Below are 18263 nucleotides of genomic sequence, written 5' to 3' on the forward strand. Positions count from 1 at the left end.
GCCGATCGATGCCGCGGGTCCGGTGTGGGACATGCGGCGGCTGGTTCGGGCGGCAGGGATTTTTCGATTGGGGGATTTTTTAGCATGATACGCAAGACCTTGCGGATACTGGCCTTGACCTGGATTCTGGCGCCGGGAGCCGCGTTCGCCGAAGCCGAATTCGACTTCGAAGAATTGATGAAGGACGTCGAAACCAAGATCCAGAACGTGCAGAACACGATTTCCGCGCAGGATACCGCCACCGCCAGCGCCGAAACCAAACAATTGCAAGAGGCTTTTAAGCTGGTGGAAGGCTATTTCGCCAAGCGCGGCGACGCCGCCGATGCGGTGGCCGATGCCCAGGATTACCAAAACAAGGCGGCATCGATCCAAAACGCGTTGGGAGCCGGCGATTTGAACAGCGCCGCCGGCGCCGCCAACGACTTTTCCAAACAATGTCGTGGCGCCTGCCACGACAAGTACAAACCACTTTGACCGGAAATCCATTATGAAACCCGTTTTTTTGACCGGCCTGGCCTTGGCTTGGCTGTCCGCGCCGGCACTCGCCGCGCTGCCGGAAGGCCATCCGGCCCCGGCGATCGAGACCCAGGCATCGCAAGCCGGCAAGGCGTTCGCGTACTCGCTGGGCGACGCTTTAAAGAAAGGTCCGGTCGTCGTTTATTTTTATCCATCCGCCTATACCGGCGGCTGCAATATCCAGGCGCACAGCTTCGCGGTCAACCATGACAAATTCGCCGCCGCCGGCGCAACCATTGTTGGCGTGTCGCTGGACAGCATCGAGCGTCTCAACGAATTTTCCGCCGACCCCAATTTCTGCGCCGGCAAGTTTCCGGTGGCATCGGATGCCGGCGGCGCGATTTCCAAGGCCTACGATCTGGCGGTACGCGATCCGCAGCTCGGCAAGACCGACAGTCGCGGCCAGGCTATCGATCACGGTTTCGCCGAGCGCACCACCTTCGTCGTGACGCCGGATGGCAAGATTGCCGCGACCCTGGGTGGTTTGAAACCCGAAGAAAACGTCGCGCAAGCGCTGGCCACCGTCGAGCGCTTGGCCGGTCAGCGCCACGCCGCCCAGTGAGCGCGGCGCGAAGGCCACGGGAATTTACCGCGAAAACCGCGATTCGTCGGCGCCGCTTGGGCCGGCGTTGGCTGGCGCTCGGCGCGATGGCGTTGTTGACCGCCGCGCAGCAGGCGTCGGCCGAGCGGGCCGGCGACGCTGCTGTCGGCCGGCTGACGTCGGAGAACGAGCGCTGTCAGGAATGCCACGGCAGCGAGGGTATCAGCGTCGCCGACAAGATTCCCAACCATGCCGGCCAACCGGCCGAATACCTGGCTAAACAATTGCGCGACTTTCAGTCTGGCGCGAGGCAGCACGAAACGATGACGGTGATGGCGGCGGATTTGACCCCGGCCGACATCGTCGATATCGCCGCGTATTTTTCCGGCCTCCCGGCACCGGCGGGCGATGCGAACGGCCAGCGGCCGGCGGCCAAAAAGTTGGCGGAACAAGGCGACGAGACTCGCAAGGTTCCGGCCTGTTTCAGTTGCCACGGACCGGACGGGAAGGGCCGTGTCGCCGACGGTATCGCCTATCCGCTGCTAGGCGGCCAACGCTTGGTGTATTTGCGCTCGCAATTGCGAAATTGGAAGTCCGGCGATCGCCGCAATAGCCCGGAGGGGGTGATGAACCGGATTGCCGGCGCATTGAGCGACGACGAAATCGACGGGTTGGCAGCCTATTTGGCGACTTTGTAAAGATTGAGTACTGCCGCGATTATTCGCGACCAGAGGCTGTCGTAAACGGCCATCGCCTCGCGGAAGAGGGGTGGAGGGGTGAGGGGGATTGCAAGGTAATGCATTGATTTTTTATCACCTCACCCTGCCCTCTCCCGCGAGCAGAGGGTTCTGTTTTGACTTTTACGACAGTCTCTATAACAAGGAGATGAAAATGAAGAAATCGTTGAACTGGTTGCTATACGAAACCCATCGTTGGTTGGGCGTGGTGCTGGCATTGTTCATGTTCGTTTGGTTTGCGACCGGATTGGTGATCATGTATTCGACGCCGACCGCGCAAAGCCGCGCCCAACAACTGGCGCACGCCGAGGTTTTGCAACCCGAGTCCGGTTGGCTGAGCGTCGGCGAAGTTTGGCAACGTAGCGGCGCGCAACGCCAGGCCGCCGCCGAGCAGCGCAAAGCCAAGGCTAGCGGCGGCGAAGCGGCTCCCGGCAAGCTTGGCGGCGAACCGGCCCTGGCCGACGCCCGCTTGTTGCGCAGCGCCGGCGAGCCGGTCTGGCTGATCGAGGATACCCACGGCCTGCGTTATGTGTTATCGGCGGTGGACGGCGGTTTACGGGAAACCGACAGAACCCAGGCACTGCGAATCGCGCAAAACTGGTTCGTCGCCGAGGGTCGTAATCCGGCCGAGCTGATTTATCTGGAAAGCGTCGAGGCGCCGGCGATCTTGCGTAACCGCGAGACTTTACGGCCGTTTCACCGCATCGCCAGCAACGAGGGCGAGGAGTTGCTGATTTCGGCGCGGACCGGCGAAGTGCTGCACGCCTCCAGCCGTTGGCAGCGCGGCCTGTTTTGGGCCGGGAATTGGATACATTTATTCAAACCGCTGGATTTGCTGGGACTGGGCGACATTCGCCACGACGTACAACTGTGGTCCGGCGCGGGCGCCACGATAGCCTGCATCACCGGCCTGATTATCGGCTGGTTGCGCTGGCGGCCAGGTTTCGGCGGCAAGCCGACCTACTCGCAAGGCCGAACCCAGCCTTATCGCGAATTCTGGTTCAAATGGCATTTCTGGACCGGTTTGATCGGTGGCACCGTGGCCTTGAGCTGGGCGCTGAGCGGCTTCGTCGATACCAATCCCGGTAAAATCTTTTCCAACGGCGAAATCAGCAAGGCCGAGTTGAAACGCTATTTGGGCGCCGAAGTGCCGGCGACGATGCTGGATTGGCGGCCGGCGCCGTTGCGGTTGGCCGGCACCGGTATTGAAGTCGTCGAGCTGAACTGGCGGCGCCTGGGCGGCGAAACGGTACTATTGGCGCAAGGCCGCGACGGTTTGCGCTTGCCGCTGACGCCCACCGGGGCCGGTCCGCGTTTCAGCGAAAACGCGATCGGCGACGCGGTCCAGCGCTTGGCCGGCGAAACCAAGGTCGCGGCGGTCACGGTATTGGACGACTACGACAGTTATTACTATCCGCGCCACCATCAAGGCTCGGTCGAAAAGCCGTTGCCGGTGGTGTTGGCCGAACTGGACGACGCGGCGGGCAGCCGGGTTTATCTCGACCCGCAGGATGGCCAATTGCTGGCCAAGCTGGATCGCAGTCGCCGTGTGTTCCGCTGGCTGTATTCCGGTCTGCACCATTGGGATTTCGGTTGGCTCTACTACCGCCCGCTGTGGGATGTGTGGATGCTGACCTGGGTCGGATTCGGCTTAGTGCTGGGGGCCAGCTCGCTGGTGATCGGCTGGAAACGTTTGGTGAAAACTTTTGCGCCGAAGAAACGCCGAGTTAACACGGCGGCGCCGAGTTCGGAGTCCGCGGCGGCGTCGCCAACTCGTAGCGGCACCTTGGTGACCGAGGCGGCCGATTGACGGTCGAGTTCTAAACAGCGCCTCGCCGGGGCTTAGGCATCAGTCGAGGCCCCGGATTTTTTAAATGACTATTTGGAGTGAGATATGGGTTTGAGCGTACCGCATTTATTGGTGGTGTTGGCCATCGTGGTCTTGGTGTTCGGCACCAAGCGTTTGAAAAACGTCGGCGCCGATTTAGGCGATGCGATCAAAGGTTTTCGGAAGGCGGTGAATGACGCGGAAACCGACCAAGCCGAGCCGGCCGGTGGCTTGTTGAGCTCGGCGGGGACCGAAGAGCGCGAGTCGGTCCGGTAAGTGATCGGTAACGGCGGCGGATTTGGCGTAATGGGGGATTGTCGGTTGCATGAACCTATTGCGTCGTTATTGATTCGCGATAGGTTTACGCAATCATACACATCGATTCCGCGCTGATTTCTGTGTAAGCCGGATAAGTAGCGCAGCGTCCGCCGTTACCTAGACAACACCAGCAACCAAACCCAACGCAGCGGCGGCGTCAATCTCACCCTGGCCTACGACGCGCTGGACCGCCTGGCCTCCGCCAGCGGCGCCGGCCTCGCCGAGAGCTACCGCTACGACCACCAGGGCCGGCGCATCGAAACCGTCAGCAACGGCACCCCGACCCGCTTCGTCTACAGCGGCCGAGACATCCTCAGCGAATACGGCGCCAACTGGAACGCCGCCCAGGCCCACTACGCCTACGCCGGCCTCGACCAGCCGCTATTGAGAAACACGCCCAGCGGCAACGCCTACTACCATGCCGACGGCTTGGGTTCGGTCGTCGCCACCAGCAACGCCGCCGGCGCCGTGACCGCCAGTGCCCGTTACGACGCCTTCGGCCAGACGATCAACAAAACCGGCACCATCCCGCGCTACGGCTACACCGGCCGCGAGCCGGACGCCACCGGACTGATCCACTACCGCGCCAGAAGCTACGACCCCGGCCTCGGCCGCTTCGCCCAGCGCGACCCGGCGGGCTTTGCCGATGGGATTAATCCTTATGCCTATGTGGGGAATAATCCGATTAGTTTTAGTGATCCGTTGGGGTTGATGAAGGCGGTGCCGATTCCGGGTGGGAATGTGTCGGCGTTTGCGGGGAATAATCAGGTTAACTGGTCTGGAGTAAAAGACTCGGCAATTGGTGTTCTGGGTAATGTAATGGGAGTCCTCGGTGGTGCCTCGATAGTAGCGGGTGGCTCTGCAGTGGCCGCAGCCGGTCCGGGTGGCTTCAATCAAGTTGCAGGATACGGCACGATAATGACTGGGTCAGCGATAATAGGAAAATCCCTTGGTGGGGTAGCGTTAAATGCCAGCAACTTAGTGGATGCATGGAATGGTCGCGCCCCGTCGCTTCCGACAACTGTTCCAAGGCTGATTGCCGAAGCCAACTATCCTGGAAATATGAAAGCCGTTGTTGCGGCAGATCTTATAGATGTCGGGCTGAGTGTCGCTGCGCTAAAGGTGCCAATCGGAGGTTATTCTGATAGTGCGGGCAATTTTGTTAGAACAAACGCATTGGAAATTAAAGATTGGACAGCGGCTGCGAATACTGCGTCTAGATTACCTGGGGTGAGTGTTGGAGTTGCTGGAACATCTAATGCCAGTGCTATTTCGATTACCTCCGCAGTTTTTAGTGCCGTTAGCAATGCCAATAATTGGCTTAACGGCAGCGCATGTGTAACTTGTCAAAAATCGGGAAAATGAAATATATAGATCAAGCAGCGTGGCTACTAATGCCACTGTTAACGTTATTGTGGCTATTTGGAACTGGAATTTGGATTCTAACTGGGGCTAATATAAAAACATGCAATGGTGCGGTACTTGATGAAGTTGGAATTATATTAGTTAGTTTGATTGTCGGCTATAGAATAATATTTAGGCGAGGAGATCGTATGTATTTTTATATTGCCTATGCCGTCCCATCTGTTATAGGGCTTGTTTTGATGTGCTCATGCTATTTGACGGCATTGATCTAATAGGGGTCAATTAACCATGGCCGTATGGCGGACAACCCAAGAGCAAAGGGGTCATATATGATCCGCCCCGTATTGCAAGAAAAAATTCGCTAGCCAAGTACCTTTTGGCGTTTGATCCTTCGGAAACCTCGAAAATGGTATGCGGTGCATACCCTACGTTGCTTCGACGCGAATGACGGCTAACCTGCGTATGGCCGTATGGCGGATACGGTCGTACAGCGGATAAATCGCGCGGTGACGTGTCGTAAGGTGGATTCGCGAAGCAATCCACCATTGATGGCTTTTAATTTGCTCGCGCCCTTGCTATGCGGTTGGCTTGGGTTTTGGCGGATTGTCGCTGCGCTCCGAATCCGCCCTACGCCATTCCCATGGCGTTGCATGGCGGTGCACTTCATGGATTGATTTTGGGAGGGGTTGTGCCGAACTATCGACGGAACTTTGTGGCAGGCGGCGGCTATTTCTCCACGGTGAACTTGCTGGAACGCCAACGGACGTCCTGAGCGGGACGGGGTTTGCACCCCGTCCTGAACGTTTCGACAATGTGGACAGGCAGGATGAAACGTTAGGAGCGGGTTTCCCCTCGTTCCCACGCGCCGTGTTGGAGCGCCGGGCTTGACCGCGCGGCGGTCATTATCACTACGAGCCAACGGCCGTATGGCGGGTCATTTTTTCTGGGCGTAAGGTGGATTCGCCGATAGGCAATCCACCATCGATTGCTTCCCTACGACGATAGCCTGTCCTATTGCGATGATTTTTGGGTCGTGGGCGGGGTGTTTGGCGGGGCACTTCATGGATTGATTTTGGGAGGGGTTGTGCCGAATTATCGACGGAATTTTGTGGCGGGCGGCTGCTATTTCTTCACGGTGAACTTGCTGGAACGCCAACGGACATTGTTGACCGATCACATCGATTTGCTACGCGACGCGGTGCGTAGGGTCAAAAGGCGGTATCCGTTTCATATTGACGCCTGGGTGGTGCTTCCGGACCATATGCATATGGTATTGACCTTGCCGCCCGATACCGACGATTTTCCCGTGCGTTTGCGCTTGATGAAATTGTTGTTTGCCAAAGGATTGCCGCGCACCGAACGTCTATCGGCCACGCGCCGCAAACGCCGCGAGCGCGGTGTTTGGCAAAGACGCTATTGGGAACATACTGTCATCGACGAATTGGACTATGTCCGGCATATTGATTACGTGCACGTCAATCCGTTGAAACATGGCTATGTCGAGCGAGTGAGAGATTGGCCATATTCCACCTTCCATCGCTATGTTTTGAATGAAATTTTACCGTTGGATGGGTGTGGCGACATAGGCGAACTGCCGACGGTCAACGATTAGCGTTGGCGATGAGGGGTAAACGGTAAAGCCGTAAGGCGGAACGCATCACGGTTCCGCCATTTTGGAACCGGTTTACCGGGTTAGGTGGTGGAACAGCGGCCGATCCCGTTAACAGGCTGTTGAAATTTGCCGATATACCTTCGGTTTCGACGCCATTTTCCGAAGCACCGGGTGGTCTGGAAGCCTGATTGGGCCTCAAAAACCGGTTTTAGCCGGTTATATTCACCCCGAAGGGGGTCAATTCCGCCTTTGGGCGGATTTCAGGCGTACTAGCGCCTAGGCGGTCGTGTAACGCCAGCCGAAAATGGCGCCCATCCGCGTTAGGTTATAGGCCGCAAACGTAAAAATCGTTTGCGCGGCGACTTTCTTCAAACCCCGGAACTTGGTTTGCCGTAGCGGACCGACGGTCTTGGCCCAGCCGAAGACCTCTTCGATCCGCTTGCGGATTTTGAGGCTTTTGCGGTAGCCGTCGTGTCGGGTGGTGCGGCCGTCGATGGCCGAGCCTTTGTCCTTGCTGGCGACATGCGGGGTCACCTTGCGCTGGCGTAGATTGGCGACAAAGTCTTGGGTGTCATAGTTTTTATCGGCACCCAAGGTCGCGCCCGGCTTGTGGATCGTACGCTTGACCATGGTTTGAGCCGCTTCGCGTTCCGCTGTTCCCTTGGCCTGAGTGACTTCGACATCGACCACCAGGCCGTTACGGTTTTCCATCAAAGCATGACCAAGAAATGCCAACTGCGATTTGTCGCCCTCGCTCTTTTTGTACAGCCGCGCATCGGGATCGGTACGTGATACGTGAGTCTCGTTACTGCGCTTCTCGCCCTTGAAGTTGACCGTGGGATTACGGCCGCCGTCTTCCGGCGGCGGGGTCGAGCCGTCTTTTTTGACGAAACTCTTGTGCGAGGCCCAGGCCTGAATCAGCGTACCGTCCACGGAAAAATGTTCGTCGGACAGCAACTTTTGCCAGTCCGCCAAGGCCAACACCCGTTCGAAAAACAAACGACTGATGCGCTCGTTCAGCAAGCGGTCGCGGTTGGCGCTGAAGGTGGAGTGGTCCCACACGGCGTCATCCATGGTCAAGCCGACGAACCAGCGGTAAAGCAGATTGAAGTCGATATGCTCCACTAACTGCCGCTCCGAGCGGATGGACAACAAGACTTGCAGCAGGCTGGCGCGTAACAGGCGCTCCGGCGGAATGGAATCCCGGCCGCGACGGGCGTAGAGCGCATCGAACTCGTCATCCAATGTGGCCAGCAACAGATCGACCACTTTGCGCAGCTTGCGGAGCGGATGTTTTTTTGGAATCCGTTCTTCCAGGGTTCGGTAACTGAACAGTTCTTCTTGGGTAATGTCGGCGCCGCGCATGGATTCGATGGAATATGTGGAAAACAAAAGCATTTTACCATGAATAACAATGTGTTACGAATATATCCAGCACCTAACTCAACGAATCAATGCGGCTTGCGGGGGAGATAAAATCAACAGCCTGTTAAGGCACAGATAAAAGTTAAATAATTGTTCTATATAAAATCGAATTTGATCATTTTTTTAAAAGCATGAGTATATTAAAAAAACGTTTAAATATTTTTTTGTGTATTTTCTTTGTTTTTGGTATTTTCACAAGTATATTTAATAACGACTTTGTTGCTTTATCAGTTCATTTATGGTTAAATCTTTATAGTGAAGTTAGTATTGGTAAGGTAATAATTAAAAAGCCTGCTAATTGGATAATGGCTTTCAAAGAATGTGATAATAACGGAGTTTTTTCAACTGGATATTTTTATGGGATTGTTCCTGCTATTTTTTTTCAAAAGAATTTTGTTGGCATGAAATATTTTTATATTTTTCATGATATGAATGATAAAAAAAAGGAAGTTATTTTTACTCAAATTGATGATAAATATGTGACCAAGGGAAAAGAAGCAATAGCAAAATTTCAGGATGTGGGTGGATTGGCTGGTAAATTTAACATTCAAGACATTAACGGCTTTAAAGGAATTGTGATTAAGTCTAATGATCGAGCAATACTTTATTCGGTCACTATCCCTGATTTATCTTTATATATAATGTTGAATTCCATGGATGATTTGAAAGATTTTAAACTTTCATTCGCTGAAAATCCTGAGCGCGACGGGGTTTGCACCCCGTCCTGAACTTTGACCGCGGCGGTCATTGTCACTACGAGCCAAACGCCGCTGGGTTAATCAGAGCGAAACTCAGCATCGGTGGTTTCGATAGCCGAGGGTACGCACCGCGTACCTTTTTGGCGTTTGATTCATCGGTGACTCCGAAAATGGTATGCGGTGCATACCCTGCGCTGCTTGGTGTTCGGCACAAACGTCGGCGCCGATTTGGGCGATGCGATCAAAGGCTTTCGTAACGCGGTCAAGGACGCCGAAACCGACCAAGCCGAGCCGTCCGGCTTGTTGAGCTCGGCGGGGGCCGAAGAGCGCGAGTCGGTTCGGTAAGTGAGCGGTAACGGCGGCGGATTTGGCGTATCAGGCGTCGTGCGATTCCATCGGAGCATCGAAATAGGCGAAATATCGCCGTTCGCTTGATTCAAATCGATACGAATCGTTCCGTACGCCTACCGGGCCTTGTTGCACTGGGCTTACGGAATTCGGCGTACGGAACTGCTGGCGTGGTGGGTTCTAACTACAATGGCTGACGCGGGTTGCCACCACCCCCGCGACCGCCGCCGGTGCCGGTACAGGTCGATACCGATAATTTTACCGCCGTACCCGGCGCTACGACTGCACCGCTGGATGGGGTTGTACTCTGAACCGTACCGGGATCGAGACAGGTGTTTACGTAGGTGATTTCGCCGGAAGCGAGACCGGCGCCGTTGATGGCATTCATGGCCGAGGAAGCATCCCACGAACGTACATTGGGTACGGTGACGGCACCTAGGGACACGGTAATGTCCATCGGCGTCCTTGTTGCCACCGTGCTTCCGCTTGCCAGACTTTGGGCTATCACCGAACCCACTGATGCGAAGTTGACCTCGCGCGACACATTGCCCACGCGTAAACCGGAATCCGCTATTGTCCTACGCGCGGCATCTTCGGATAAGCCTGTGACGTTGGGAACATTGGAGCCGACGGTCCAGGTGAAGGTGATGGTGTCGGATTGATGGTTGGCTGAGGTGACCATCGCGGTGATCTTCGAAGACGTTATCGAGTAGTCGGACGGCGTACCCAATATCCGCCCATCGGATGTTGCGTAGAGGCCGCTGGGGAGGCCTGACACGACCCAGGAATAGGGCGCCGTTCCGCCGTCCGCCGTCAACGTTTGGTTTACCGGTGTCCCCGCGATAGTCGTGACATCGCCTGGTGATTGTATGAGGGGGCGGCTGCCATCGCCACCAGCACTGTGCACCGTTCCGCTCGTCAGTACATCGCAGCGACCGTCGCCGTCGGCGTCCTCTAGCGTGACATCGGCTAAGCGGCTTGGCGACTGTTCCAAAAACACCCAGCGACCGCCAAGCCGCGTAGAGCGATACCACCAAGTCGCGCCAGTGGCAATGAAGTCGTCGTCCTGGCCGTCGGCGTCGAAATCGCACCGTTTACGCGCGTCGAACGTGTTGAGCCCGTATAGGTTGTCCGCCGCCTGCAGTCCGGTTTCCTCCTGGGTCATCGCACCCGGCGATACGCCTCCATTGATCCACTCCCATTGGTCTTGATGCGCGAACACGTTATGTTTCACGTCCATTCCAACCGAGAAGGAACTTGGCGACTCGGATGCAAGAGCTGGCGTACCGCGCAGCTTGATGCCGGTGCCGGCCGTGTAAAGAATGGTGTTGAACTGGATGTCCATCCATTCGCCTGCGAGGCCGCCGAAGCCGTTGTCACCTCTACCGTGCATATCGATCTGGTGTGTGTGGTAAATATGGTCGCCGTCCACCACGCCCAACGCGCTGAGCGGAAATAATACGCCGAAAACGATGTCCCAGGTATTCACACAATGGAAGTGGACACCGCCGTGCTGAAGGACTAGATTGCGGTAAGCCTTATAGCCCGAACCCTCACGGCCATCGCCGGCGATGGCGTGGCGGTTCCAATCGAATACGTTAGACTCGATCAGTGCGTAGGCGCCGTAGGATACTTCCACGCCATAGCCGGCCGCATGGCTGCCGCCGTCGATCAAACACAGGTTGCCGTTGGGGTGCTGATTATGATGAATGTAATTGTCATTTACCCGCATCGTGTCGGCATTGTCCTGGGCGATGCGGTTGTCGGGGTCGCGGATGCTGATACCTTTGCCCCGCCAGTGGTCGATTTCGTTGTGATCGATCTCGACGTTTTGGCTGGAACGGACAACTATCGCGGTAGCCTCGGGCCTGCCTACGGCTGTGAACGGGTCGTCGCTCATTCCGCCATCGAGACGGATGCCGGTGATGCGCACACCGTCACTTGGACCGTGGGCCTCGTCGCCGACGTGCAGCAGTTCGGAAGGAAACGTCCTGGTGTACAGACGGGGGCCCGCATCCCGGACGCTACGGTCGCCGATTATCTGTACGCCTGGGGCGACATAAACGCCGTCCAGACCGCTCAGGTCCATGTCGCCCTTGATAATCACGGTCTCGTTCGGTGTCCGTAGGGCCCGCACAAACAGGCGCCGTGAAACCGGATCGTTGCCGAGCAAGGTAATGGTTGGGCGCAATTCGCTGTCGTCGGGTAATGGCTCGGGGTTCCAAGGCTCGACCGCTAGCGGAAGCGAAGCCAAGGTACGCGAGCCGGCGCCGTTTACGGCGACCAACGCGACCGTGGTAGTCGCAGCCGGAGTCACACTGACGTGGCCTTGAGTACTCGTGTGCGACGTAGTGTTAGCCTGCAGTTGGCTGTCGGCTTGAATCTGGAGGGTTACGCCCATTCCGACACAATAGCTCGAAAGATTGGCCATCCAAGAGACTTCTACAGACTCTCCCCAGACTACGCTAGGCCGAGACAAAGTTACCGAGCCGCCGGATAGCCTCAGGCACTCGTTCATGTCGAGGGCTTGGTCGGCGCGGGTTTGCTGCCAGTTTGCGAGTGTACCAATCGCCAAGAGCGTTACTGCGGCGGCACGACAGGGATTTGGCCTCTTCGTTCTCGAGGTAAACATTTTCATGACGCTCGTCCCGCCGAATTTAAGCTTGCTCAACCGGAAATTATTTCCTTTCACCAGGATTTCTTCAGGTTGATCGGTTGGACAGACTGAATTAACAGGTAGCGGCCACACTCTAATGCAGAGCGGGATAAACCTTGGATGGAAGTAAATCATGACTCCTCCTTCAAAAAAATAGGGGGTAATGCCCTATGCCGCCCAGACCGTTCTAATTAGTCCAGGATTAAAAACTGTCATTCGATCTGAAAGGTCGTTTGTTCGCGAGCAAGTCCGGCTGCTAACAGAGCTGTACACAGCTTGTCTAATGTTCGAACACGCTTATTAAAAACGTAGTAGCGGCGGCTTTAAGGCAAGCGCCGTAACTCAGTGCGCTCTAGCTTACACAAGGTGTTATTTGTTAAATATCCTCTGTGTGGGGGGTATTTAATCGTGGGGCCCTTAAGTATTTGGATGGCCTTTGTCGGTCGATGGCGGGCGGGGAGGGGGGCAGGAACGCAACATTTCCGACTTGTTTTGCCGCGGAACTAAAAATTCGCTAAAAACCGGGGAAATATGTCGATTCAACTCAACGTTGTGGTGAATTTCGGCGGGTAGAAAGGAGCATTACGCCGCAGGTAATGTAGTTGTTGAATTTGATAGCCAAATTACGATTGAAGGTTGCCGGGTGACGCCGCTGAATCGCGATGACGCTCGAATAAGCAAGGGTACGCACGGCCGTACAGCGGATAAATCGCGCGGTGACGTGTCGTAAGGTGGATTCGCGAAGCAATCCACCATTGATGGCTTTTAATTTGCTCGCGCCCTTGCTATGCGGTTGGCTTGGGTTTTGGCGGATTGTCGCTGCGCTCCGAATCCGCCCTACGCCATTCCCATGGAGTTGCATGGCGGTGCACTTCATGGATTGATTTTGGGAGGGGTTGTGGCGAACTATCGACGGAATTTTGTGGCAGGCGGCTGCTATTTCTTCACGATGAACTTGCTGGAACGCCACGGCCGTACTGTGGATCGATTTTATGGTGAGGTCAGGCGTGGCGGAACGCATCGCGGTTCAGCCGTTACCGCTGTAAATCCTCCGGCTTGAAATGTCGCCGTCTATGAATGACGCCGTGGATGTAGATCGTGTCGCCGATCAATTCATATAGGAATACAAACCGATTTCCCGCACATTCTCTTCGCCGATTTCCGGCACCATCCGGCCTAATTTGGGCAACTCCCGCAGCACTTCGATTTTCTCGGTGATGTCCTGTGCCACGCGGGCGGCGCAGTGTTTGGAATCGTGGGCAATATACTGGTGGACCAGACGCAAGTCTTCGCGGGCTGGTTTTGACTATACGATCACCACTGCTCGATCTCGCGTTTCAGTTCCTCGTGGCTGATGACCTCGCCTTTTTCGATGGTCTCGCGGCTCTTGCGCAGTTTGTCGATCACGTAGAGGCGATACATGATTTCGTCGATGTCGGCGTCGTCGGGCAGATGTCGCAGGGACTCTAAGGCTTCCTGTTTAAGCGATTGCGTTTGCATGATCGGTCTCCTCTGTGAGTGGTAGTGGCTGGTTCGTCGGAACAGGCGAGCTGCTGAAAGCGGCTCTTGAAAGTGAAAAAATCCAATCAACTCCGAACAACGAAATCCATTTGGAGGAAAGAAGGCGATAAATTCGTCCGATTACATTTTGCTAATCGGGCATAGCTCTAATAACAACGTCATAGAGTTTACGAATAATCCATTGCCGAATGCAAATACGCCATAACCCCAGGGGCGTCCAAGGAAGTGGTTTAGAAGCAAAAATCACTCAACGAATAACACTATCGCCAATGCGCCTGCGGACTGATGTTCCATTTCCAAGTCCCCCGGCCAGACGGCAGGCATGGTGCGCGTGATCGGCCGAACGGCAACGTCATGCAGTTCGAGTATTACGCCAACGGCAAGACCTTCCGCCGCACCGACAGCCAGGGCCATAGCTACACCTTCCGCTACAACAAATTCCGCCGGGAAACCACCACCGTGGATGAGCGCGGGAATAGCCAGACCCATTTATTCAACGAATAGGGCCAGCCGCCGCAGCAATTGCAAGGCGACGGTTCGCGGCTGGTCTACGAGTACCAGGATACCGCCAACCCGCTCAGCGAAACCCGGCGCCGCGACGCCCTCGGCCACGCGGTGCAATATACTTAATCGGCACCAGCCTGGCCGGCTTCGATGCCCAGGGCAATTACCGCCTGCTGCAACAACAAGTCGCCGAATACGACAACCTCGACCGGCCCATCACCCAGCGCGACACGGCCGGCAACGCCACCCGCACCGTCTACGACGCCACCGGCAACGTGGTCAAAATCACCAACCCCGACGGCTACAGTGTCGGTTTCGAATACGACGCCGCGAATCGGCCGACCCGCGCCTTCGACGCCCAAGGCAACGCCGTCGCCACCGAATACGACCAAGCCGGCCGCCCGGTGAAAACCACCGACCCCAACGGCCTTGTCACCCAATACGCTTATTACGATAAAACCGGTAACGGCCGTCTGCGACGCCTCACCACCCCCGATCGCCGTTACACCGACTTTTACTACGACCATAACGGCAATGTCACCCGTAGCGTCGATAACGGCGGCCGCGAAACCCTGACCGACTACGACGCCCTGGGCCGCCCGGTTAAAACCGTCGGCCCCGTCCACGATGCCTTAGGGTTGGCCGGTATTCGCCAGGTCACCGAAACCCAATACACCGCCCTGGGCGATGTCCAAAAAATCCGCGCCGGCTATCGCAGTGCCACCGGCGTCGAAACCCTGACCGATCAGGCCATCTACGCCTACGACGACTTCGGCCGGGTTATCGAACAAACCGACGCTCTCGGCCACACCACCCGCTGGGTCTACGACGCCCACGGCCAGCCCGTCCGCCGCGAGTCCGCCAACGGCCATATCGTCGAATGGGAGTATGACCATAGCCGCAACGGCCTGTTGACCCGGCAAACCGCCAAGCTCAACGCCACCGACCCCGCGCCCCACGTCACCGACTACCGCTACGACGAACTCGGCCAAGTCACCGGCGTCGACGCCCCCGAAGTCAGCTACGACTACAGCTACGACAACGCGCAGCGTCTGGCATCGGTCACCGACAGCCGCAGCGGCAAGACCATTACCTATCGCCACAGCCCCGGCGGCTTGCTCGACAGCCTGGAAGACAATGAAGGCGGGCGGCAAGACTACCTCTACGACGCCGTCGGCCGCCTCAGCGCCATCCAAAGCGCCGGCGAGCGCATCGATTTCCTGTTCGACGCCGGCGGCCGGCTCCAGGAAACCGCCATGGCCAACGGCTACCGTAGTCTTTACCGTTATAGCGCTGACGGCAACCTGCAGGAACTCATCAACCGCACCGCCGGCGACAACCCCGTCAGCCGCCACCAGTACGGCTACGACAGCCTGGGCCGGCGCAATAGCCACCTGGAAACTATCGCCGGCACGGTCACCGACTACCGCTACCAGTACGATACCCTGGACCGGCTACGCACCGTCTCCACTCAAAACGGTACCACCCTGACGCAGGTCGAAGCCTACGCCTACGACGCCTACGGCAACCGCCGCCAGCGCACCGCTCAGGACAGCAGCGTCCGTCGTTACCTTTACGACGCCGCCCAGCAGCTGACCCAAGTCCGCAGCGGCAGCGACACCGGCACGTTGCTGACCAGCTATAGCTACGACAACGCCGGCAACCAGACCCAACGCAGCGGCGGCGTCAATCTCACCCTGGCCTACGACGCGCTAGACCGCCTGGCCTCCGCCAGCGGCGTCGGCCTCGCCGAGAGCTACCGCTACGACCACCAGGGCCGGCGCATCGAAACCGTCAGCAACGGCACCCCGACCCGCTTCGTCTACAGCGGCCGAGACATCCTCAGCGAATACGGCGCCAACTGGAACGCCGCCCAGGCCCACTATGCCTACGCCGGCCTCGACCGTCCGCTGCTGCGCACCACGCCCAGCGGCACAGCCTACTACCATGCCGACGGCCTGGGCTCCATCGTCGCCACCAGCAATGCCGCAGGTGCCATCACCGCCAGCGCCCGCTACGACGCCTTCGGCCAGGCCTTGGCCAAAACCGGCACCATCCCGCGCTACGGCTATGCCGGCCGCGAGCCGGATGTAACCGGATTGATCCACTACCGCGCCAGAAGCTACGACCCCAGCCTCGGCCGCTTCGCCCAGCGCGACCCCGCGGGGTTTGCGGATGGGATCAATCCTTATGCGTATGTGGGGAATAATCCGATTAGTTTTAGTGATCCGTTGGGGTTGATGAAGGCTGCGCCGATTATTGGGGGGACTTCGGCGTTTGCGGGGGTGGTGAATACTGGCGTGTCCCTACTATTTGGAGTAGATGCCACAGCGCGTGACCGTTTCGATGAAATCCCAGGCGGGGGCGGATATAAGCCTATTGGTTTACAAAGCTCGGCTTCGCCTATTGATGCGGTTGCTAGTGTGACGGCGGCTGGTTCGATTAGGTTGGCTAATTCGATTAGGACTGGTGTGTCAACGGGATTAGCTGACTCAAGTACGATAAGATTTACTCAAAGTAGTGTCAGCGCCACATTTAAAGATGGGCGAACAGTTCAAGAAACTGTTGACGCTCTTCGTTCTGGAAAATTATCCCCAAATGACCTTCCTCCTATCAGAGTATTTGAAAAGGATGGATTGACTTATACGCTTGATAACAGAAGACTATTTGCCGCAGATCAGGCTGGGGTTGGAGTTAAAACAGTTCCTGCTACAGTGGAAGAAATAGCAAAGGAATCTTGGAAATTTACTACACCAAACAATGGCACAATTGTTTGTGTAAAAGGTGGTTGTGTTCAATAGTGGGGAGAATAAAGATATGGAATTGCATGAACGGATTAGCAGGATTAATTCGAAAGATGACTTGGCAGACTTTATCGCTGCTTTAAGGTCTGATTTAACTGCTAATCCTGAGACTTGGGAAAATCCAACCCTTGAAAGGTTTTTGAATGCTATGGAGAGTTGGATGAGAACAATGGATATGTATTACAAAAATACAGGGCAGTCATTTCCAGAAACACCAAGTTGGAAGATTTTTGCCGATGCCTTATATGCGGCAAAAATATATGAATAACCACGATACGATGCGCTAAATCCTGGTAACCGATAGGATGCTGCCGTCAGGCGCATCGATCACGACCGTTGCGCCTCGCCGCTGGCTCGGCACAACCTATCCGGGGGCGCACTTTACGGCCGTACAGCGGATAAATCGCGCGGTGACGTGTCGTAAGGTGGATTCGCGAAGCAATCCACCATTGATGGCTTTTAATTTGCTCGCGCCCTTGCTATGCGGTTGGCTTGGGTTTTGGCGGATTGTCGCTGCGCTCCGAATCCGCCCTACGCCATTCCCATGGCGTTGCATGGCGGTGCACTTCATGGATTGATTTTGGGAGGGGTTGTGCCGAACTATCGACGGAATTTTGTGGCAGGCGGCTGCTATTTCTTCACGGTGAACTTGCTGGAACCTGAGCGGGACGGGGTTTGCACCCCGTCCTGAACGTTTCGACAATGTGGACAGGCAGGATGAAACGTTAGGAGCGGGTTTCCCCTCGTTCCCACGCGCCGTGTTGGAACGCCGGGCTTGACCGCGCGGCGGTCATTATCACTACGAGCCAACGGCCGTATGGCGGGTCATTTTTTCTGGGCGTAAGGTGGATTCGCCGATAGGCAATCCACCATCGATTGCTTCCCTACGACGATAGCTTGTCCTATTGCGATGATTTTTGGGTCGTGGGCGGGGTGTTTGGCGGATTGTCGCTGCGCTCCGAATCCGCCCTACGCCATTCCCATGGCGTTGCATGGCGGTGCACTTCATGGATTGATTTTAGGAGGGGTTGTGCCGAACTATCGACGGAACTTTGTGGCGGGCGGCTGCTATTTCTTCACGGTGAACTTGCTGGAACGCCAACGGACGTTGTTGACCGATCACATCGATTTGCTACGCGACGCGGTGCGTAGGGTCAAAAGGCTGTATTCGTTTCATATCGACGCCTGGGTGGTGCTGCCGGACCATATGCATATGGTATTGACCTTGCCGCCCGATACCGACGATTTTCCCGTGCGTTTGCGCTTGATGAAATTGTTGTTTGCCAAACAAAGGATTGCCGCGCACCGAACGTCTATCGGCCACGCGCCGTAAACGCCGCGAGCGCGGTGTTTGGCAAAAACGCTATTGGGAACATACCGTCATCGACGA

The 18263-nt window shown here is 56.5% G+C and carries 18 protein-coding genes and 1 pseudogene; 13 read left to right on the forward strand and 6 right to left on the reverse strand.

Annotated elements, in window-relative coordinates; genetic code table 11:
- Positions 1-84: 84 nt before the first annotated feature.
- From ACQE3E_RS07770 to ACQE3E_RS07800, 7 genes are all read left to right on the forward strand, one after another.
- The gene (locus ACQE3E_RS07770) at positions 85-474 is read left to right on the forward strand and encodes a hypothetical protein (protein ID WP_427501448.1); all 390 of its coding nucleotides are present in this window, start codon (positions 85-87) and stop codon (positions 472-474) included.
- Between the two features lie 13 nt (positions 475-487).
- Positions 488-1078 carry a peroxiredoxin gene (locus tag ACQE3E_RS07775; RefSeq protein WP_427501449.1) on the forward strand — a complete coding sequence of 197 codons (591 nt, stop codon included), beginning with the start codon at positions 488-490 and terminating at the stop codon, positions 1076-1078.
- A complete protein-coding gene (locus ACQE3E_RS07780) occupies positions 1075-1755 on the forward strand; it encodes a c-type cytochrome (protein WP_427501450.1) in 681 nt (226 codons plus the stop codon). The genes ACQE3E_RS07775 and ACQE3E_RS07780 overlap by 4 nt, the downstream gene beginning before the upstream one ends.
- Positions 1756-1948: 193 nt before the next feature.
- Positions 1949-3604, forward strand: coding sequence for a PepSY domain-containing protein (locus ACQE3E_RS07785; protein WP_427501451.1), 1656 nt, complete (start codon positions 1949-1951; stop codon positions 3602-3604).
- 84 nt (positions 3605-3688) lie between these two features.
- Positions 3689-3898: a twin-arginine translocase TatA/TatE family subunit gene (tatA, locus tag ACQE3E_RS07790; protein ID WP_313728504.1), complete on the forward strand. Its 210-nt coding sequence runs from the start codon at positions 3689-3691 to the stop codon at positions 3896-3898.
- A gap of 426 nt (positions 3899-4324) precedes the next feature.
- Positions 4325-5305 (forward strand): RHS repeat-associated core domain-containing protein, encoded by a 981-nt coding sequence (locus ACQE3E_RS07795; protein ID WP_427501452.1) that lies wholly within the window; start codon positions 4325-4327, stop codon positions 5303-5305.
- Positions 5306-6389: 1084 nt separating this feature from the next.
- Positions 6390-6917: an REP-associated tyrosine transposase gene (locus ACQE3E_RS07800; RefSeq protein WP_427501453.1), complete on the forward strand. Its 528-nt coding sequence runs from the start codon at positions 6390-6392 to the stop codon at positions 6915-6917.
- 276 nt (positions 6918-7193) lie between these two features.
- On the opposite strand, the gene ACQE3E_RS07805 is transcribed toward ACQE3E_RS07800, so the two are convergent.
- On the reverse strand, positions 7194-8282 hold the full coding sequence (locus ACQE3E_RS07805) for an IS5 family transposase (RefSeq protein ID WP_427501641.1): 1089 nt from the start codon (positions 8280-8282) through the stop codon (positions 7194-7196).
- Positions 8283-8473: 191 nt separating this feature from the next.
- Between ACQE3E_RS07805 and ACQE3E_RS07810 the strand changes: the two genes are divergently transcribed.
- Together ACQE3E_RS07810 and ACQE3E_RS07815 are read left to right on the forward strand one after the other, a co-directional pair.
- On the forward strand, positions 8474-9070 hold the full coding sequence (locus tag ACQE3E_RS07810) for a hypothetical protein (RefSeq protein ID WP_313728500.1): 597 nt from the start codon (positions 8474-8476) through the stop codon (positions 9068-9070).
- A gap of 150 nt (positions 9071-9220) precedes the next feature.
- A complete protein-coding gene (locus ACQE3E_RS07815; RefSeq protein ID WP_427501454.1) occupies positions 9221-9385 on the forward strand; it encodes a hypothetical protein in 165 nt (54 codons plus the stop codon).
- A 187-nt stretch (positions 9386-9572) separates the two neighbouring features.
- Here ACQE3E_RS07815 and ACQE3E_RS07820 read toward each other — a convergent pair whose 3' ends face one another.
- The 4 genes and pseudogenes from ACQE3E_RS07820 to ACQE3E_RS07835 all read right to left on the reverse strand — a co-directional run bounded on the left by ACQE3E_RS07820 (position 9573) and on the right by ACQE3E_RS07835 (position 13544).
- On the reverse strand, positions 9573-12179 hold the full coding sequence (locus tag ACQE3E_RS07820; protein ID WP_427501455.1) for a PASTA domain-containing protein: 2607 nt from the start codon (positions 12177-12179) through the stop codon (positions 9573-9575).
- Between the two features lie 409 nt (positions 12180-12588).
- Positions 12589-13065, reverse strand: a complete 477-nt coding sequence (locus ACQE3E_RS07825) for a hypothetical protein (RefSeq protein ID WP_427501456.1) — start codon at positions 13063-13065, stop codon at positions 12589-12591.
- Between the two features lie 87 nt (positions 13066-13152).
- Positions 13153-13338, reverse strand: a pseudogene (locus tag ACQE3E_RS07830) (type II toxin-antitoxin system RelE/ParE family toxin); the annotation flags it as partial.
- 20 nt (positions 13339-13358) lie between these two features.
- Positions 13359-13544 carry a hypothetical protein gene (locus ACQE3E_RS07835; RefSeq protein ID WP_064025488.1) on the reverse strand — a complete coding sequence of 62 codons (186 nt, stop codon included), beginning with the start codon at positions 13542-13544 and terminating at the stop codon, positions 13359-13361.
- Between the two features lie 375 nt (positions 13545-13919).
- Between ACQE3E_RS07835 and ACQE3E_RS07840 the strand changes: the two genes are divergently transcribed.
- Positions 13920-14069 (forward strand): hypothetical protein, encoded by a 150-nt coding sequence (locus tag ACQE3E_RS07840; RefSeq protein WP_427501457.1) that lies wholly within the window; start codon positions 13920-13922, stop codon positions 14067-14069.
- Between the two features lie 122 nt (positions 14070-14191).
- Here ACQE3E_RS07840 and ACQE3E_RS07845 read toward each other — a convergent pair whose 3' ends face one another.
- The gene (locus ACQE3E_RS07845; RefSeq protein ID WP_426994317.1) at positions 14192-14461 is read right to left on the reverse strand and encodes a hypothetical protein; all 270 of its coding nucleotides are present in this window, start codon (positions 14459-14461) and stop codon (positions 14192-14194) included.
- Positions 14462-14473: 12 nt separating this feature from the next.
- On the opposite strand from ACQE3E_RS07845, the gene ACQE3E_RS07850 reads away from it, so the two are divergent.
- From ACQE3E_RS07850 to ACQE3E_RS07860, 3 genes are all read left to right on the forward strand, one after another.
- On the forward strand, positions 14474-16870 hold the full coding sequence (locus ACQE3E_RS07850; RefSeq protein WP_427501458.1) for an RHS repeat domain-containing protein: 2397 nt from the start codon (positions 14474-14476) through the stop codon (positions 16868-16870).
- A gap of 16 nt (positions 16871-16886) precedes the next feature.
- The gene (locus ACQE3E_RS07855) at positions 16887-17141 is read left to right on the forward strand and encodes a DUF7660 family protein (RefSeq protein ID WP_427501459.1); all 255 of its coding nucleotides are present in this window, start codon (positions 16887-16889) and stop codon (positions 17139-17141) included.
- A 762-nt stretch (positions 17142-17903) separates the two neighbouring features.
- Positions 17904-18206: an REP-associated tyrosine transposase gene (locus tag ACQE3E_RS07860; RefSeq protein WP_427501460.1), complete on the forward strand. Its 303-nt coding sequence runs from the start codon at positions 17904-17906 to the stop codon at positions 18204-18206.
- The last annotated feature ends 57 nt before the right edge of the window (positions 18207-18263 follow it).

Origin of the sequence: Methylomonas sp. MED-D (assembly GCF_050276835.1) — a bacterium.
Taxonomy (GTDB): domain Bacteria; phylum Pseudomonadota; class Gammaproteobacteria; order Methylococcales; family Methylomonadaceae; genus Methylomonas; species Methylomonas koyamae_A.

Bases quoted from the DNA above. Each gene is read 5' to 3' on its own strand.
- ACQE3E_RS07770 (WP_427501448.1), top strand. From the start codon at position 85: ATGATACGCAAGACCTTGCGGATACTGGCCTTGACCTGGATTCTGGCG.
- ACQE3E_RS07775 (WP_427501449.1), top strand. From the start codon at position 488: ATGAAACCCGTTTTTTTGACCGGCCTGGCCTTGGCTTGGCTGTCCGCG.
- ACQE3E_RS07785 (WP_427501451.1), top strand. From the start codon at position 1,949: ATGAAGAAATCGTTGAACTGGTTGCTATACGAAACCCATCGTTGGTTG.
- tatA (WP_313728504.1), top strand. From the start codon at position 3,689: ATGGGTTTGAGCGTACCGCATTTATTGGTGGTGTTGGCCATCGTGGTC.
- ACQE3E_RS07805 (WP_427501641.1), bottom strand. From the start codon at position 8,282: ATGCGCGGCGCCGACATTACCCAAGAAGAACTGTTCAGTTACCGAACC.
- ACQE3E_RS07810 (WP_313728500.1), top strand. From the start codon at position 8,474: ATGAGTATATTAAAAAAACGTTTAAATATTTTTTTGTGTATTTTCTTT.
- ACQE3E_RS07820 (WP_427501455.1), bottom strand. From the start codon at position 12,179: ATGATTTACTTCCATCCAAGGTTTATCCCGCTCTGCATTAGAGTGTGG.
- ACQE3E_RS07825 (WP_427501456.1), bottom strand. From the start codon at position 13,065: ATGCGTTCCGCCACGCCTGACCTCACCATAAAATCGATCCACAGTACG.
- ACQE3E_RS07835 (WP_064025488.1), bottom strand. From the start codon at position 13,544: ATGCAAACGCAATCGCTTAAACAGGAAGCCTTAGAGTCCCTGCGACAT.
- ACQE3E_RS07840 (WP_427501457.1), top strand. From the start codon at position 13,920: ATGCAGTTCGAGTATTACGCCAACGGCAAGACCTTCCGCCGCACCGAC.
- ACQE3E_RS07855 (WP_427501459.1), top strand. From the start codon at position 16,887: ATGGAATTGCATGAACGGATTAGCAGGATTAATTCGAAAGATGACTTG.